The organism is Seohaeicola saemankumensis (assembly GCF_021021435.1).
GTDB lineage: Bacteria > Pseudomonadota > Alphaproteobacteria > Rhodobacterales > Rhodobacteraceae > Seohaeicola.
This window is the reverse complement of record NZ_JAINWI010000010.1, coordinates 19,693-37,278: the sequence shown is the minus strand read 5'-3', so window position 1 is coordinate 37,278 and position 17,586 is coordinate 19,693. Positions and strand designations below refer to the sequence as shown.

The following is a 17,586-nucleotide window of genomic DNA, read 5'->3' as shown; positions in this document are numbered from 1 at the left end:
CCCGCCGTTTGGCGGGGTTTCCTGTCGACACAAGGCTGCGATCAGTTCGGGATCGTGCCTTCGATGCCTTCGACATAGAAATCCATGCCCAGAAGTGTGCCGTCATCGGCCACCTCGCCCTCGGCCAGCCAGACCGAGCCGTCCTGCTTGTTGAGCGGGCCGGTGAATGGGTGATATTCGCCCGCAGCAATCGCATCTTTCATCGCCAGTGCTTCGGCTTTCACTTCGGCAGGCACCTTGTCGGTGATCTCGCCAATACCGACCATGCCCGGCCCGATGCCGTCCCATGTGTCGGTCGAGGTCCATGTGCCATCCATCACGGCGCGTGTACGCGCGATGTAATAGGGGGCCCAGTCGTCGATGATCGAGGACACGCGTGGACCGTCGGCGTATTCGCTCATGTCGGACGCCTGACCAAAGCCGATGATATTTCCGGCTTCGGCCGCAGCGGCCAGCGGAGCGGTGGAATCGGTGTGCTGCAGGATCACGTCAGCGCCCTGTTCGATCAGCACCTTGGCCGCATCGGCCTCTTTCGCGGGATCGAACCATGTATAGGCCCAGACGATCTTGAACTCGACGTCAGGGTTCACCTTGCGCGCATGGATGAAGGCCGAGTTGATGCCGCGGATGACTTCGGGGATCGGGTAGGAGCCGATATAGCCCACGATATTTGATTCCGTCATGTTGCCCGCGATATGGCCCTGAATGGCGCGACCTTCATAGAAACGGGCCGAATAGGTCGATACGTTGTCGGCGCGTTTGTAGCCGGTGGCGTGCTCGAATTTCACATCGGGAAATTTGGCCGCGACGTTGATGGTCGGGTCCATATAGCCGAAAGACGTGGTGAAGATCAGACCGGCACCATCCAGCGCCATCTGGGTCATCACGCGCTCGGCATCGGGGCCTTCGGGCACGGATTCAACGAACACGGTTTCAACTTTGTCGCCGAACTCGGCTTCGATAGCCTGACGGCCTTTGTCATGCTCATAGGTCCAGCCGCCATCGCCGACGGGTCCGACATAGACAAAGCCCACCTTCAGCTTGTCCTGCGCCATGGCCCCTGTGGCCAGACCCAGCGCCAAAGCGGCGGTGGTCAGTAATTGGGTCAGTTTCATTCGGGTATCCCCCTGTTAGTGACATTCAGTTTGTTGGCCTCAACGCGAGGCATGGAAAACACGACCTAGCGAGGCCGGAGCCCTGCTTTTGTCGGCAGACATGATGACCAGCACGAGGATGGTGATCAGATAAGGAGACATTGCCAGATACTCGACAGGAATCGCAACGCCTGCCGCTTGGAGATTAAGCTGAATCACGGTCACGCCGCCAAAAAGATAGGCGCCCAGCAGGACACGCCACGGTTTCCAACTGGCAAAGACTACAAGTGCAAGGGCAATCCAGCCGATTCCGGCGGTCATGCCTTCTGTCCATTGGGGCACGCGGATCAGGCTGATATAGGCCCCGCCCATCCCGGCGCAGGCCCCGCCGAACAGGATCGCCATGATGCGGATGCGTTTGACCTTGTAGCCCAAGGCATGGGCCGCTTCGTGATTCTCGCCCACGGCGCGCAGGATAAGGCCCGCGCGGGTATATTTCAGCATGAACCACACGGCGGTCACGATGAGCAGACCGAGATAGACCATCAGATCATGGGAAAACAGGATGCGCCCCAGAACCGGCATATCCGACAGGCCCGGAATGTTCAGCCGCGGGAAAGATGGCGGGCGCACACCCTGATAGCCCTGACCGATCAGTGCGGACAGACCCAGCCCGAACAACGTCAAACCAAGGCCCGAGGCGACCTGATTGGCCAGCGCAAGCTGCGTGAGCAGGGCAAATAGCAGCGCCAGAACAGCACCACCGCCTGCCGCCGCCAGAACCCCCAGCAGCGGGTCGCCAGTATTGACCGCGATAGCAAAGCCGCAGATCGCACCGGTGATCATCATGCCTTCCACACCCAGATTGAGAACCCCTGCCTTTTCCACGACAAGCTCGCCCACCGCCGCCAGTAGTAGCGGTGTCGCCGCCACCATGAGCGAGGCCAGCAGCAACACCGGATTGATTGAGGACAGATCCATCACGCCACCTCGCGCTTTGTCAGCCGTAGCCGGTAATTGGTCATCAGATCGACAGCCAGCAGGAAGAACAGCAGCATGCCCTGAAACATCTGGATCGCCGCGGCAGGCAGGCCAAGGCGCGATTGTGCGATCTCGCCGCCGATATAGGTTAGCGCCATCAACAGCCCCGCCAGTGCTATGCCCAGCGGATGCAGACGCCCCAGAAAGGCGACAATGATCGCGGTAAAGCCATAGCCCACGTTAAAATCGATACTGACACGCCCTGCAGGTCCGGACACTTCGAACAGGCCGGCAAGCCCGGCCATCGCTCCTGCCAGCCCCAGACAGATCAGCACCAGCCGCCCCGGATTGACGCCCGCGAAACGTGCGGCGCGCGGGGCCTCGCCGGTCAGACGGATGTGAAAGCCAAGAATATGCCGAGTCAGCAGCACATAGGCAAAGACCACCGCAATCAGAGCCGCCACAACACCCCAATGCATCCCCGATCCCGCAATCAACTCGGCATTATGGGCGCTGGGATATTGTTGCAGGTTGCGCGATCCGGGAAAGCCGAAGCCTTGCGGGTTTTTCATCAGCCCCAAGGACATGGAGGCCAGCAATTGCTCTGCCACATAGACCAGCATCAGCGAGACAAGAATCTCGTTGGTGCCGAATTTCACCCTCAGTACGGCAGGGATCATCGCCCATGCCCAGCCACCCAAGGCGCCGCCCAGCACCATCAGCGGAAAGATGAACCACCCCTCCAGCGGATAGAAGGCAAGCCCCACACCCGCACCTGTCAGGGCACCCACGATGTATTGCCCCTCGGCCCCGATATTCCAGATGCCTGCGCGAAACCCGAGACTTAGCCCGATGGCGATCAGCACCAGCGGCGCACCTTTGACCAGAAGTTGCGGACGATAGAAAAATGCGAACTCCGAAAACAGCGGGTCCCAGAAAATCGTCCGGATCGCGACCAGCGGATCTTTGCCCAAAGCCGCAAACAACGCGCCGCCCGCGATCATGGTGGCAATTACGGCTACGACAGGCGCCAGATAAATCCATGTCTGCGAGGGCTGTGGCCGTTTTTCCAGCTTCAGCATGGCAGGCCCCCCGTTTTGTTTTGCCTCAAATATTTATTGTGCAATGCCTCAGACATGCGCCACCTCCATGTCGTGGGCACCGCCCATCATTAGCCCGATCTCGTCTATACTCAGCTCCGATGTGGGCCGGATACGCGACAAACGCCCCTCGTTCAGCGCGCCGAAGCGGTCCGAGATTTCCATCAACTCGTCCAGATCCTGACTGATCACCACCACCGCCGTGCCGCCTGCCGCCAGATCTAGTAAAGCCTGCCGGATTGCTGCCGCGGCCGAGGCATCGACCCCCCATGTCGGCTGGTTGACGACCAGCACCTCGGGGCGTTGCATCACCTCTCGGCCGATCACGAATTTCTGCAGGTTGCCCCCTGACAGCGATCGCGCAGCATTGCCCGGACCTGGCGTGCGGACATCGAAGCGCGCGATAATCGCCTTGGCAAAGCTCTCGGCGCGGCCCCAATCCAGAAACCCGCCACGTTCAAGGTTCTCGCGCAGCGATCCCGTCAGCATGGCATTCTCGGTCAAGCTCATATCGGGGGCTGCCGCATGGCCAAGCCGTTCCTCGGGTGCGCAAAGCAGCCCGATCCGCCGCCGCTCTATCGGTCCCAACATGCCGATACTCTTGCCATGCATCCGCACCATCTCGGGCGCCGAGCGGAGTTCGCCCGACAATGCCCCCAACAATTCGTCCTGCCCGTTGCCGGCAACCCCGCCCAGACCCAGCACCTCGCCTTGCCGCACCGACAGGCTGATGTCTTTAAGCGAACAACCGAATTCCGAAGGCGAGCGCAGCGCCAACCCGCTGAGTTCAAGCGCCACATCGCCCAAGGCACGCCCGCTGCGCTCGGGCGTGTGCAGCACCGTGCCCACCATCATTTCCGCCAGTTCGCGCGCCGTTGTCTCGGCGGGGGTGCAGGTCGCGACCTTCTTGCCCAGCCGCAGGATCGTGGCGCTGTCGCAAAGCGTTCGGATTTCCTCAAGCTTGTGGCTGATATAGAGGATCGCCACACCCTCGGATGTCAGTTTCCGAAGGGTTTCGAACAGGATATCGACCTCTTGCGGGGTCAGCACCGATGTCGGTTCGTCCATGATCAGCAGGCGCGGATCTTGCAGCAGGCAGCGGATGATCTCGACTCGCTGGCGTTCACCTGCGGACAGGTCGCCCACGATGCGGAACGGGTCCAGCGGCAGACCGTAAGTCTCGGACACGTCGCGGATACGTCCTGCCAGATCAGCAAGGCGCGGTGGGTGTTCCATCCCCAAAGCGATATTCTCTGCCACGTTCAGCGCATCGAAAAGCGAGAAATGCTGGAACACCATCGCCACCCCCGCCGCCCGTGCCGCGCGCGGCTCGGCGGGCGCGAAGGGTTTGCCTTGCAGGGTCATGCTGCCTGCATCGGGCTTGACCAGCCCGTAAATCATCTTGACCAGCGTGGACTTGCCCGCGCCGTTCTCGCCCAGCAGGGCATGCACCTCGCCGGTCCGCACGTCGAAGGATACATCCGAATTCGCCACAACACCGGGATAGGCTTTGGTCAGCCCCTTGATGCTCAGAACCGGTGCTGTCATGCGCGACACTCCCTTGATGCGGTTTGTACCATGATACTGGTCAATAGGCTGGCGGCGACGCCGATGGCAATCGCTTGCGGATGTTTGCCAAGGGCCGGATCACCGATCGGGCAGCAGATGCGCGCGAGTTGGACAGGTGTGTGCCCCAAAGCCGCCAGCCGCGACCGGAACCGTGCCCATTTGGTGCCCGAGCCGATCAGCCCCGCGCTGGCAAAGCCTTGCCCCAGCAATCCGTGGCACAGCGCCAGATCCAATTCATGCGAATAAGTCAGGATCAGGTGATGTGCGTCTGCAGGTGCATAGCCGACCAGCCGCGCAGGATTAGCCGCGGGCAGGGCGGTCACGCCAGCAGGAACAGAGTCGGGATAGCGGTCGCCTGCAGTATCGACCCAAGTGATGGCCAGATCCGGCAGGGGGGACAAAACATCCACCAATGCGCGCCCGACATGGCCCGCGCCCCAGATCCACAGGGCTGTTTCCGGCTTGGCCACTGGTTCGATCATCCAGCCATCCAGCAGTTGCGGGGCAGGGCGCGCGCCTTGACCTCGCGCAGCGGTCAGGATGCGCCGCACAGCCAGCGGCATGTCCGCCCCCGTGACGACGGGCCGCGCAATCACATCCTGGCCTTCCATGAGGGTCAGCTTGGCGGCGTCGTAAACCTCGGACCAAAGCTGCACGGCCCCGCCGCAGCATTGCCCCAGATCGGGGCCAAGCGCGTGACGGCTTAGACGGGTGTCAGGCCCGCGTGCCAGCATCTGCCGCGCCACCAGACTTGCCTGATGCTCCAGCGTCCCGCCGCCGATCGTGCCGGACTGCCCGCCGTCTCGCGTGCCTTCCCAGACCAGCATCGCAGCCCCCGCATCGCGCGGGGCCGAGCCGCGCCGCTGGGCCACGACCACGCGCGCCACGCGTCCATGACGGGCAACAGCCGCCTTCAGGCCTTGCAGATCAAAGCCCATCGCGCACCTTTTGCACTGCTGCCAGTATCCGCTCTGGCGTGGCAGGCGCGTCAAGCGCGGGATAGGCCGTGCCGCAGGCTGCCACCGCATCCGAGATCGCCATCAGCGCCGATATCCCTAGCATGAGTGGCGGCTCTCCCACAGCCTTCGAGCGATAGATCGTATCCTCGCGGTTGACCCCGTCCCACAGGGCGACATTGAAGACGGCAGGTCTGTCCGACACAGCAGGGATTTTATAAGTCGAGGGCGCATGCGTCCGCAGCTTTCCGTGATCGTCCCAGACAAGTTCCTCCATCGTCAACCAGCCAGCCCCCTGCACATAACCGCCCTCGATCTGGCCGATATCCAGCGCGGGGTTCAGGCTGGCGCCAGCATCATGCAGAAGATCTGCGCGCAGGATGCGGTTCTCGCCCGTCAGCGTGTCGACCACCACCTCGGTCAGGGCTGCACCATAAGCGAAATAGAAAAACGGCCGTCCCTGGCCTTTGATCCGGTCCCATTCCACCTTTGGGGTGGCATAGAATCCAGTCGCCGACAGGCTGATCCGCGCGGCATAGGCGATCTGCGCCACTTCCGCGAAACTGTAACGCGCCTCGCCTACAAGAACGTGGCCACCGGCGAAGCGCACATCCTGCGCGTCGCATTGATGCAGCACCGCCAGATACGCGGCCATCCGGTCGCGGATTGTATCGCAGGCCGCCTTGACGGCCATGCCGTTCAGATCTGAACCCGACGACGCCGCAGTCGCGGATGTATTGGGCACCTTGCCCGTATCGGTCGCGGTGATCTTGACCGCCGACACATCCAGCCCGAACCGTGCCGCCGCCACCTGCGCCACCTTCTGGAACAGGCCCTGTCCCATTTCGGTGCCGCCATGGTTCAGATGGATCGAGCCGTCCTGATAAACATGCACCAAAGCGCCCGCCTGATTGAGATGGGTCAGCGTGAACGAAATCCCGAACTTCACCGGCGTGAGCGCCAACCCGCGTTTCAGCACAGGGTTGGCCGCGTTCCAGTCGGCCACTGCCTGCCGCCGCCGATAATATTCGGCCGTTTTCAGCAGCCTGTCGGTCAGACCATGCAGGATGAAATCCTCGACTTCCATCCCGTAAGGCGTGGTCTGTTTCTTCTTGCCGGAAATATCCTCGGGGGGGCGTTCACCTGTGGTGGACGGGGGGGCAGACAGCCCCCCTGCGCCGCGCGCCGCAGGCGCAGCCTCGGCATAGTAGTTCAGCCGCCGCACCTCTAGCGGATCAACGCCCAGATGATGCGCGACATGGTCCATCACCCGCTCGATCCCGACCATGCCTTGCGGTCCGCCAAAACCGCGAAATGCCGTAGCGCTTTGCGTGTTGGTTTTCAAACGGTGGCTTTCAATCCGCGCATGTTCCAGCAGATAGGCATTGTCGGCATGCAGCATCGCGCGGTCCGCGACCGGCAGCGACAGATCCTGCGCCCAGCCGCAGCGGGCATATTGCACGAACTCAACGCCCAGCACGCGGCCTTGATCGTCGAACCCCGCGACATAGTCGATGCGGAAGTCATGCCGTTTGCCTGTGATCACCATGTCATCGTCGCGGTCATAACGCATCTTGCAGGGGCGACCGGTCAGCGAAGCGGCCACGGCACAGGCCACGGCCAGGGCATTGCCCTGGCTTTCCTTGCCGCCAAAACCGCCGCCCATGCGCCTGATTTCGACGCGCACGGCGTGCATCGGCACGCCCAATGCCTCGGCCACCTTGTGCTGGATTTCAGTCGGATGCTGGGTCGAGCTGTGCACGACCATATCCCCGCCTTCCTGCGGCAGGGCGAGGGCGGCCTGACCCTCAAGATAGAAATGCTCCTGCCCGCCAATCTCGAAGCGGCCTTCCACGCGATGCGGGGCGGCCGCAATAGCAGCGGGCGCATCGCCTTTGGCATAGATACGTGGGCCTTCCTCGAACCGGCTATTGGCGGCCAGCGCCTGATCTATCGTCAGGATCGGGTCTTGCTTGGCATAGTCGATCCTGCCCAGCCTTGCGGCGTGACGGGCCGCCAGGTGGCTGTCGGCGATCACGGCAAAGACGGGTTGTCCGAGGTAATGCACATCACCTGTTGCCAGAAGCGGTTCGTCATGCACCGAAGGCGAGACATCATTCGAAAAGGGCAGATCATCCGCTGTCAGCACCATCACGACGCCGGGGGCGCTGCGCACGGCCTCCAGATCCATCGCAGTGATACGCCCACGCGCCACGCTGGACAGACCGAAGGCCAGATGCAGCGTTGTGGCGGGTAGCGGTATGTCATCAACATAGCGCGCCTGTCCGGTCACGTGCAAATGTGCGGCATCATGGGGCAGGGGTTTTGTGACACTCATGGCTGCACCTGCATGATGCTTGTGCTGTGCCCCGTATCCTCAAGATAGTAGCGGCGCAGCATGTTCGCGGCGGTCTGCAAGCGGTAGCGGGCCGAGGCGCGCATATCCGACATCGGGGTGAAATCCTGTGCAAAGCCCTGCAAGGCTGTGGTGACAGTTGTCTCAGTCCAGGGCTGGCCGGTCAAAGCTGTCTCGACATGGAGCGCACGCTTGGGTGTGCCTGCCATGCCGCCAAAGGCAATGCGTGCGGCTGTCACATGACCCTCGACAATAGTGATATTGAAGCAGCCGCAAACAGCCGAGATGTCTTGATCGAAACGCTTGCTCAACTTGTAGCACCGCAACCTGTCGGGCTGGCGCCGAAAGCTCACGCTTTCGACAAACTCGCCCCCAAGGCGATCCTGCTTGCCGTAATCGAGAAAGAAGTCCTCAAGCGGCATGTCGCGGCGCGTGTCGCCGCGCCGCAAATGCAGCGTTGCCCCCAGCGCGATCAGCGCGGGCGGCCCGTCCCCGATCGGCGAGCCATTGGCGATATTGCCGCCGATCGTGGCCGCCGCGCGCACCTGTGCCGAGCCGTAACGCCGCAGCATGGCCGCAAAAGAGGGGTGCACATCCTCCATCAAAGGGATCATCCGTGCGACGGTCACGCCTGCACCGATGCGGATGGTGTCTTTGTCCTCAGCGATCTGTTGCAGATCGGCGCAACGGCTTAGAAAGATCACCTGCCCGAGATCGCGCATCTGTTTGGTGACCCAAAGCCCTACATCCGTGGCCCCTGCGACCAGCGTGGCTTGCGGATCAGCAAGGTAGGCTGCGGCCAATTCGGCACTTGTGCGGGGTTGCTGGCGCTCGCTTTTGGATATTTCCGGCAAGAAGAAGCTGCGATCCGCTGTGATCCAGTCGGGGACGGGCTGTTCCTCGGCGGCACGCGCGGCGCGGATGATCGGGACATAACCGGTGCAGCGGCACAAGTTTCCCGCCAGTGCAGTATCGTGATCGGTGTCACCATTGGCATGGGCCACGGCCATCGACGCCACAAAACCCGGTGTGCAAAAGCCGCACTGGCTGCCGTGATGGTCGACCATGGCCTGTTGCACGGGATGCAATGCACCATCGGGCCCGCTGATTCCCTCGACGGTGCGCAGGGCGCGTCCGTTCAGTTGGGGCAGAAACAGGATACAGGCATTCAGCGCCTGAGTCGTGCCATCCGCATCGGTCACCATAACAGTGCAGGCACCGCAATCGCCCTCGTTGCACCCTTCTTTGGTCGCCGTCAGACCGCGCGCCTCGCGCAGCCAGTCAAGCGCCGTGACCGTGGGCGCGACATCTGTCAGCGCCACGCTTTCCCCGTTCAGACGAAAGGAGATATCCATGTGATTAAGCCTGCCGCCTTACCGTTTTCTTGTCCTGTTTTGCGCTGTCTCGATGCGGCGTAGAGCAGCGCGGACCCTGTTGGTTCCCCGCAGGAAAGCGCGGATTCGTCATCAAGGCAAGCAAAAGCTGATGGCAGAACGGCGGGTCGATGCGTTTTTCATCGCTTTCCGAAGCGCAGGGCTTGGGGTAGCTTTGCGCCTATGAGCAATTCCCCCCGATTCATCCATCTGCGTGTGCACACCGAGTATTCCCTGCTGGAAGGCGCTGTGCGGATCAAGAAACTGCCCGGGCTTTGTGCGGCCGCGGGTATGCCTGCTGTCGCGGTAACCGATACAAACAACATGTTCGCGGCGCTGGAATTTGCGGTCTCGGCCAGTGCGGCGGGAGTGCAGCCGATCATGGGGTGTCAGGTCTCGGTCGGCTATCTTGCCGCGCAACCGGGCGAGCGGTCACGCGATCCCGCGCCCATCGTGCTGCTGGCGCAGAACGAGACCGGATACGAGAACCTGATGCGGCTGAACAGTTGCCTATATCTGGATAAGGCGGGGCAGTTGCCGCAGGTCACGCTGGATGAACTGGCCGAGTTCAGCGCGGGGTTGATCTGTCTGTCCGGTGGCCCGGACGGACCTGTGGGGCGGCTGTTGCGTGCAGGGCAGAGGCCCGCGGCCGAGGACCTGATGGGCAAGCTGGCGGCGATCTATCCTGGCCGGATCTATGTGGAGTTGCAGCGCCACCCCGAAGGCGGTGGTCTGCCCGAAGCCGAGCAACAGTCGGAACGCGGTTTTGTGGAAATGGCCTATGCGATGGATTTGCCGCTGGTGGCCACGAATGATGTCTATTTCCCCAAATCGGATATGTACGAGGCACATGATGCGCTGATCTGCATCGCGGAAGGGGCCTATGTTGACCAGCAAGGTCCGCGCCGTCGCCTGACGGCACAGCATTATTTTAAATCACCGCAAGAGATGGTGACGCTCTTTGCCGACCTGCCCGAAGCGGTCGAGAATACCGTCGAGATCGCGCGGCGCTGTGCCTTCAAGGCCTATAAGCGCGATCCGATCTTGCCGAAATTCGCCGATGACGAGGTGCAGGAACTACGCCGTCAGGCACAGGAAGGGCTGGCTGCACGTCTGGCCGTGATCCCCCATGCTGCCCCTGTCGCGGAATATGAAAAGCGCCTGGAGTTCGAGCTTGGCATTATCGAAGGGATGGGCTTTCCCGGCTATTTCCTGATCGTGGCCGATTTCATCAAATGGGCCAAGGATCACACCATCCCGGTAGGGCCGGGACGCGGCTCGGGTGCGGGCAGTCTTGTGGCCTACGCGCTGACGATCACGGACCTTGACCCCTTGCGCTACAGCCTGCTGTTCGAGCGGTTCCTGAACCCCGAGCGCGTCAGCATGCCCGACTTTGACATCGACTTCTGCATGGACCGCCGCGAGGAGGTGATCCGCTATGTGCAGGACCGCTACGGGCGCGACAAGGTGGGGCAGATCATCACCTTCGGCGCGCTTCTGTCCAAGGCCGCTGTCCGCGATATCGGGCGGGTGCTGCAAATGCCCTACGGACAGGTGGACCGCCTGTCGAAACTGATACCGGTGGAAGGAGTCAAGCCCGTCAGCATCGAACAGGCACTGGCGCAGGAAGAACGCCTGCGCGAGGCCGCGCGGTCGGAAGAGGTGGTCAAACGCCTGCTGGATTACGGCCAGCAGGTCGAGGGGTTGCTCAGGAATGCCTCGACCCATGCGGCTGGTGTTGTGATCGGGGACCGCCCGCTGGACCGTCTGGTGCCGCTTTACCAAGACCCCCGTTCCGATATGCCCGCCACACAGTTCAACATGAAATGGGTCGAACAGGCCGGTCTGGTCAAATTCGACTTTCTGGGCCTCAAGACCCTGACCGTGATCCAGAACGCGGTCGATCTGATCAAGGCAGGCGGGCGGCATCTGCATATCCGCGCGGATGGCGTGCAGCTTTACACGCCGCCTGAGGGGGCCGTGGACGATATCGGTGCCATACCGTTGGAGGACGAGGCGACCTACAAGCTTTATGCCAGCGCCAAGACTGTGGCGGTGTTCCAGGTTGAATCCAGCGGCATGATGGACGCACTGCGCCGCATGAAACCCACCTGTATCGAGGATATCGTGGCGCTGGTCGCCCTTTACCGTCCCGGCCCGATGGAGAACATTCCGACCTATTGCGAGGTCAAGAACGGCCTGAAAAAGCGCGAGTCGATCCACCCGCTGATTGACCATATCCTTGAGGAAACCCAAGGCATCATCGTCTATCAGGAACAGGTGATGGAAATCGCGCAGGTGATGGCCGGCTATTCGCTGGGCGGTGCAGACCTGTTGCGCCGCGCCATGGGTAAGAAGATCGCCGAGGAAATGGCCAAGGAGCGCCCCAAATTCGAGGCGGGCGCGATGACCAAAGGGGTCGACAAGAAAAAAGCCTCGGAAGTTTTTGACCTGCTTGAGAAATTCGCCAATTACGGCTTCAACAAATCGCACGCTGCGGCCTATGCGGTGGTCAGCTACCAGACCGCCTGGCTGAAGGCGAACCATCCGGTCGAGTTCATGGCAGGGGTCATGAATTGCGACATGCATCTCACCGACAAGCTGTCGACCTATGCCGAAGAGGTGCGGCGCGGGCTGGATATCACTATCGTGCCGCCCTGTGTGAACCGCTCGGATGCAATGTTCACCGTGCTGGACGGGCAGTTGGTGTATGCGCTGGGCGCGTTGAAAAACGTGGGTGTCGAGGCGATGCGCCTGATCACCGCCGCGCGGCGCGACGAGACGGGACGCAACAAGCCCTTTGTCACGCTTTTCGATTTCGCCCGCCGTGTCGATCTTAAACGCGTGGGCAAGCGTCCGCTGGAAATGCTCGCGCGGTCGGGGGCTTTCGATATGCTGGATACGAACCGCCGCCGTGTCTTTGACGCGCTGGATGCGCTGGTCAGCTATTCGGCTGCGATCCACGAGCAGAAAGCCTCCAATCAAGTGTCACTGTTCGGCGAGGCGGGTGACGATCTGCCCGAACCGCGCCTGATGCCCGTCGCCGACTGGGAGCCGCTGGAGCGTCTGGACGAGGAACACAAGGCCATCGGCTTCTATCTGTCGGGCCATCCTCTGGATGATTACCTGCCCGCGCTCAAGCGGCGCAATGTGATGACCTTGGCTGAAATCCAGCTCAAGGCCGAACGCGAGGGCGGTGCCATCGGCAAGGTCGGCGTGCTGGTTTCTGCCTTGCAGGAACGCAAATCGGGGCGCGGTACGCGGTTTTTCCGCATGAATATCAGCGATCCGACCAGTCAAGTCTCAGGCATTGCGATGTTCTGCGATGATTTCGACGCGGTGCGCCGCGTCTTTGATCAGACCCATCAGGTGGTGATGACCCTTGAGGCGCGCTTTAACGAGGGGCAGTTTGATCCCGTGGGCCGCTCGGTTGTGGCGATGGATGGGGTGGTGGCCGAGGCAGGGGCGACGGGACTGCGAATATTTATCGAGGATGCAGCGGCTATCCCCTCGGTGGCATCAGTCCTTGGGCAGGCAGCCGAGACGATGCGCGGCGTGCCGCGCGGTCCGGTGATGTTCTGCCTGATGGACCCCGCGCTGCCCGGCGAGACCGAGATTGATACAGGGCAGGATTTCCCTCTCAACCCGCAGATCAAGGGCGCGATCCGGTCCCTGACAGGCGTGATGGAAGTGCAGGAAATCTAGGCGTGCCGCCTACCAGTGCGGCGGGCGCTGGTCGGCAAGGATCACGCTGTCACCGGCGCTGGCCTCCCGCTCGCCCTCGCGCTGCATGAGCATTTCGACACGGCGCGTCAGGCGGTCGATCTCGGTCTGCTGGGCGGCGACGATATCTGACAGATCATCGACCGAACGCAGCAGATGGGCCAGTTTCTCTTCCAGATGTTGCATCACGCCTCCTTTTGCGATGCTGTAGATACCATGAGGACAAGCCACAGGAAAGACGCCGTCATGACAGTGAAGATCGACAAAGCCGATCGGGTGGCCGTGGTCACGATCGACAGACCACAGGCGCGCAACGCGGTTGATGCCGCCACAGCACTGGCCCTGTACGAGGGGTTTCTGGCGCTTGAGGCGGATGACGCTATTGATGTGATGATCCTGACAGGGGCCGAGGCCGCGTTTTGCGCGGGCTTTGATCTGAAAACCGCCGCTGACGGGTCTGCCGCGTCATGGATTGCAGCGGTTGATATTCCCGAAGACTGGACCGATCCGGTTGCGCAGCCCCTTGCGGGCCCAATGGGACCATCGCGGCTGATGCTTTCCAAACCTGTGATCGCCGCGATCGAGGGACCGGCGGTGGCTGGCGGGATGGAACTGGCTGCGTGGTGCGACATGCGGGTGATGGCGCAGGGTGCTGTCATGGGCGTCTATTGTCGCCGCTGGGGCGTTCCGCTGATCGACGGCGGCACGGTGCGCCTGCCGCAACTGGTGGGGCAGGGGCGGGCCAATGACTTGATCCTGACAGGCCGTCCTGTGGATGCCGCCGAAGCGCAGGCGATAGGGCTTGCGGATCGCGTGGTGCTTCAAGGGCAGGCCTTGCCTGCTGCGCGCGAACTGGCGCTGTCCCTGACGCGGTTTCCCCAAGGCTGTATGCGCGCCGATCACCTGTCTGCGCGCAACCCGCCCGCAGCACTTGCCAAGGCTTTGCGCCGCGAATGGATGTCCGCGGCAATGTTTGCCGCCGAAGGGCGCAGCGGCGCCGCCCGCTTTGCAGGCGGGCAGGGACGTTCGGGACGGTTCGACGATCTCTGAGTGCGGCTTGCCCACTTGGTCTGCATCCGTTAGAGGCAAGCCGGACAAGACCGCCCCGCCAAAGACCTCAGGGAGCCCGCAATGGCCAAGGACAAGAAAACCCCGCGCCCCCGCGCCGAGACCCCCAAAGGGTTCCGCGACTATTTCGGCTCTGATGTCACAACGCGCAGCGAGATGCTGGCGCGGATCGCGGGCGTCTACCATCGCTACGGCTTTGACGCGCTGGAATCGAGCGCCGTGGAAACGGTCGAGGCGCTGGGCAAGTTCCTGCCCGATGTGGATCGGCCCAATGCGGGTGTTTTCGCGTGGCAGGAAGATGCCGAGGGAGAGGGCGACAAGGCCAAGCCGGGCGACTGGCTGGCCCTGCGCTATGACCTGACAGCGCCTTTGGCGCGGGTCTATGCCCAGCACCGCAACGATCTACCGCTGCCCTACCGTCGCTATGCGATGGGTCCGGTCTGGCGCAACGAGAAACCCGGACCGGGACGGTTTAGGCAGTTCTATCAATGCGATGCCGATACGGTCGGTGCCGCAAGCGTCGCCGCCGATGCCGAGATTTGCGCCATGCTGGCCGACACGTTGGAAGAGGTGGGTATCCCGCGCGGCGACTACATCGTGCGGGTCAACAACCGCAAGGTTTTGAACGGCGTGCTGGAAATCATGGGTCTAGACGAAGGCGAGGCCCGCGACGCGGTGCTTCGGACCATCGACAAATTCGACAAGGTGGGCGACGCTGGCGTGCGCGAATTGCTGACCAAAGGGCGGCTTGATGCCTCGGGCGCTTTCATTGACGGTGTCGGGCTGACCGACGCACAGGCAGAACCGGTGATCGCATTCCTGACCTCGAAATCCGCGACCGTGGTCCAGACGCTTGCCAATCTGCGTGACGCCGTTGGGGCCTCGGTGTCCGGCGTTCAGGGCGTGGACGAGTTGGAACAGATCGCAGGTCTTGTTGCCGGCCAAGGCTATGGTCCCGACCGCATCGTGATCGACCCTTCCGTGGTGCGCGGGCTTGGATATTACACCGGCCCTGTGTTCGAGGCCGAACTGACTTTCGAGATTTTCGACGAGAAAGGCCGCAAGCGTCAATTCGGCTCGGTCGCAGGGGGTGGGCGCTATGACGATCTGGTCAAGCGTTTCACCGGACAGGAAGTGCCGGCCACGGGTGTCTCCATCGGTGTGGACCGCCTGCTGGCGGCCCTGCGCGAGAAGGGCCGGATACGGTCCGAAGAGCGCGGCCCCGTTGTCGTGACAGTCATGGATCGCGACCGGATGGCCGATTATCAGGCGATGGCGGGTGAGTTGCGCCGCGCCGGTATCCGCGCCGAAGTTTATCTGGGCAATCCCAAGCAATTCGGTAACCAGTTGAAATATGCCGATAAACGCGCCTCACCCGTGGCTATTATCGAAGGCGGAGATGAAAAGGCGCGGGGCATTGTGCAGATCAAGGACCTGATCCTTGGCGCGCAGATCGCCGAGAATGCCACGCTGGAGGAATGGCAAAGCCGTCCCAGCCAGTACGAGGTGCCACGCGACCAGATGGTAGACCGTGTTCGCGAGATTTTGGAAAGCCAGAAACCCGAAAGCCAGAGCAATGCCTGATACGGCCATCACCCGCTCTGCGATCCGCGACGAGGCGATACGCCTGCGCGCGCTGTTCGAAGCGACAGGCGCGCAGGTCGTGGACCCGCCGATCTTGCAGCCTGCAGATATCCTGCTGGACCTTTACGGCGAGGATATCCGCGCCCGAGCCTATGTCACCTCGGACGCGATGCGCGGCGAGCAGATGTTGCGCCCCGATTTCACCGTGCCGGTCGTTCAGATGCATATGGCGCACGGGGCCGAGCCCGCTCGCTATACCTATGCAGGCGAGGTGTTCCGGCGACAAGAAGACTATCCCGAACGCGCCAGCGAATATTTCCAGACCGGATTCGAGGTCTTTGACCGCACCGATCCGGCAGCAGCGGATGCCGAGGTTTTTGCCCTGATCCGTGCCGCATTGGGCGATCTGCCGCTGCGCGCCGCGACCGGCGATATCGGCATCCTTGCGGCGGCTGTGGACGGATTGAATACCACGCCTGCGCGCAAGGCAGCGCTGCGCCGCCATATCTGGCGCCCGCGCCGTTTCCGTGCCTTGCTGGACCGCTATTCGGGCCGCGCGCCTGTGCCGGAAACGCGGGCTGCGCTTCTGGCCTCGGCCGATCCGCTGGCCGATTGCGCCCCCCTGATCGGCCTGCGCGAGCGGACCGAGATCGAAAGCCGCGTGGCAGCCCTGCGTGACGATGCGGCCGCCCCCCCGATCAGCGAGAACGAGGTCGCGCTGTTGGACAGTGTTCTGGCAGTGCGCGAAACCCTGCCTTTCGCGTTGGAACATCTGCGCGACATCTCTGTCGATCTGCCTGCCATCGGTCCCGCCGTGGCGCGCCTTGCTGCACGTGTGGATGCGCTGGCGCAGCGCGGTGTGGATGTCGACGCGCTTGAATTCGAATCCAGCTACGGACGGACCTCGATGGAGTATTACGACGGGTTCGTCTTCGGTTTCTATGCCGAGGGCCGTAGCGACCTGCCGCCTGTCGCCTCTGGCGGGCGCTATGATGCGCTGACCCGCGTACTTGGACAGGGCGTCGAGATCCCGGCCGTAGGCGGAGTGATCCGCCCCGGATTGCTGCTGGATCTGAGGGCCGCATCATGACGATCAAACTGGGTGTGCCGTCCAAAGGGCGGCTGATGGAAAAGACCTTTGAATGGTTCGCGGCACGCGGCATCACCCTGTCGCGTAGCGCGTCCGAGCGTGAATATGCAGGGGCTGTGGACGGGATCGCAAATGTCGAACTGGTGCTGCTGTCGGCGGGCGAGATTCCGCGCGAACTGGCCGCAGGACGTATCCATCTGGGGGTAACAGGCACCGATCTTGTGCGCGAGAAACTGGGCCAGTGGGATCAGCAGGTTCAGGAATTGGCCGAGCTTGGCTTTGGCCATGCCGATCTGATCATTGCCGTTCCAAGCGCTTGGGTCGATGTCGATACGCTGGACGATCTGGACGCTGCGGCGGCGGCATTCCGTGCGCGGCACGGGTTCCGGCTACGAATCGCCACCAAATACCACCGTCTGGTGCGGGATTTCCTGCGAGCGGCAGGGGTTGCCGACTATGCGCTGGTGGATAGTCAGGGCGCGACCGAGGGTACTGTCAAATTCGAGACAGCGGAAGCCGTGGCCGATATCACCTCGACGGGCGAGACTTTGCGCGCCAACCACCTGAAACTGTTGCAGGACGGGTTGATCCTGAAATCGCAGGCCACGCTTTTCCGTAGTCGCGCCGCCGTCCTGTCGGATGCGGATCGCGACACGCTGAGCCAGCTTTGCCAGATGATCGAGGTGGATTGA

13 protein-coding genes are annotated in these 17,586 nt (G+C 62.3%); 5 read left to right on the top strand and 8 right to left on the bottom strand.

Annotation, left to right across the window (positions count from 1 at the left end; all coding sequences use genetic code 11):
- Positions 1 to 41: 41 nt before the first annotated feature.
- Genes K7H22_RS06895 through xdhA form a run of 7 tightly spaced genes read right to left on the bottom strand, consistent with a single transcriptional unit; the run spans position 42 to position 9,411 of the window.
- Positions 42 to 1,115 carry a BMP family ABC transporter substrate-binding protein gene (locus K7H22_RS06895; protein WP_230800005.1) on the bottom strand — a complete coding sequence of 358 codons (1,074 nt, stop codon included), beginning with the start codon at positions 1,113 to 1,115 and terminating at the stop codon, positions 42 to 44.
- 39 nt (positions 1,116 to 1,154) lie between these two features.
- Complete coding sequence (locus K7H22_RS06890) at positions 1,155 to 2,075, bottom strand: ABC transporter permease (RefSeq protein WP_230800004.1); 921 nt, start codon at positions 2,073 to 2,075, stop codon at positions 1,155 to 1,157.
- Entirely contained in the window at positions 2,075 to 3,157 is a 1,083-nt protein-coding gene (locus K7H22_RS06885; protein WP_230800003.1) for an ABC transporter permease, read from the bottom strand. The genes K7H22_RS06890 and K7H22_RS06885 overlap by 1 nt, the downstream gene beginning before the upstream one ends.
- A gap of 48 nt (positions 3,158 to 3,205) precedes the next feature.
- On the bottom strand, positions 3,206 to 4,723 hold the full coding sequence (locus K7H22_RS06880; protein WP_230800002.1) for an ABC transporter ATP-binding protein: 1,518 nt from the start codon (positions 4,721 to 4,723) through the stop codon (positions 3,206 to 3,208).
- A complete protein-coding gene (gene xdhC, locus K7H22_RS06875) occupies positions 4,720 to 5,682 on the bottom strand; it encodes a xanthine dehydrogenase accessory protein XdhC (protein WP_230800001.1) in 963 nt (320 codons plus the stop codon). The genes K7H22_RS06880 and xdhC overlap by 4 nt, the downstream gene beginning before the upstream one ends.
- Entirely contained in the window at positions 5,672 to 8,038 is a 2,367-nt protein-coding gene (gene xdhB / locus K7H22_RS06870; protein ID WP_230800000.1) for a xanthine dehydrogenase molybdopterin binding subunit, read from the bottom strand. Before xdhB ends, xdhC begins: the two co-directional genes overlap by 11 nt.
- Positions 8,035 to 9,411, bottom strand: a complete 1,377-nt coding sequence (gene xdhA / locus K7H22_RS06865; RefSeq protein ID WP_230799999.1) for a xanthine dehydrogenase small subunit — start codon at positions 9,409 to 9,411, stop codon at positions 8,035 to 8,037. The genes xdhB and xdhA overlap by 4 nt, the downstream gene beginning before the upstream one ends.
- Positions 9,412 to 9,612: 201 nt before the next feature.
- On the opposite strand from xdhA, the gene dnaE reads away from it, so the two are divergent.
- A complete protein-coding gene (dnaE, locus tag K7H22_RS06860) occupies positions 9,613 to 13,134 on the top strand; it encodes a DNA polymerase III subunit alpha (protein ID WP_230799998.1) in 3,522 nt (1,173 codons plus the stop codon).
- Between the two features lie 9 nt (positions 13,135 to 13,143).
- Here dnaE and K7H22_RS06855 read toward each other — a convergent pair whose 3' ends face one another.
- A complete protein-coding gene (locus K7H22_RS06855) occupies positions 13,144 to 13,338 on the bottom strand; it encodes a SlyX family protein (RefSeq protein WP_230799997.1) in 195 nt (64 codons plus the stop codon).
- A gap of 60 nt (positions 13,339 to 13,398) precedes the next feature.
- Between K7H22_RS06855 and K7H22_RS06850 the strand changes: the two genes are divergently transcribed.
- The 4 genes from K7H22_RS06850 (at position 13,399) to hisG (ending at position 17,586) form a co-directional block, all read left to right on the top strand.
- Positions 13,399 to 14,202: a crotonase/enoyl-CoA hydratase family protein gene (locus tag K7H22_RS06850; protein WP_230799996.1), complete on the top strand. Its 804-nt coding sequence runs from the start codon at positions 13,399 to 13,401 to the stop codon at positions 14,200 to 14,202.
- 81 nt (positions 14,203 to 14,283) lie between these two features.
- Positions 14,284 to 15,804: a histidine--tRNA ligase gene (hisS, locus tag K7H22_RS06845; protein ID WP_230799995.1), complete on the top strand. Its 1,521-nt coding sequence runs from the start codon at positions 14,284 to 14,286 to the stop codon at positions 15,802 to 15,804.
- Positions 15,797 to 16,894, top strand: coding sequence for an ATP phosphoribosyltransferase regulatory subunit (locus K7H22_RS06840; protein ID WP_230799994.1), 1,098 nt, complete (start codon positions 15,797 to 15,799; stop codon positions 16,892 to 16,894). The genes hisS and K7H22_RS06840 overlap by 8 nt, the downstream gene beginning before the upstream one ends.
- Entirely contained in the window at positions 16,891 to 17,586 is a 696-nt protein-coding gene (gene hisG, locus K7H22_RS06835; protein WP_230799993.1) for an ATP phosphoribosyltransferase, read from the top strand. Before K7H22_RS06840 ends, hisG begins: the two co-directional genes overlap by 4 nt.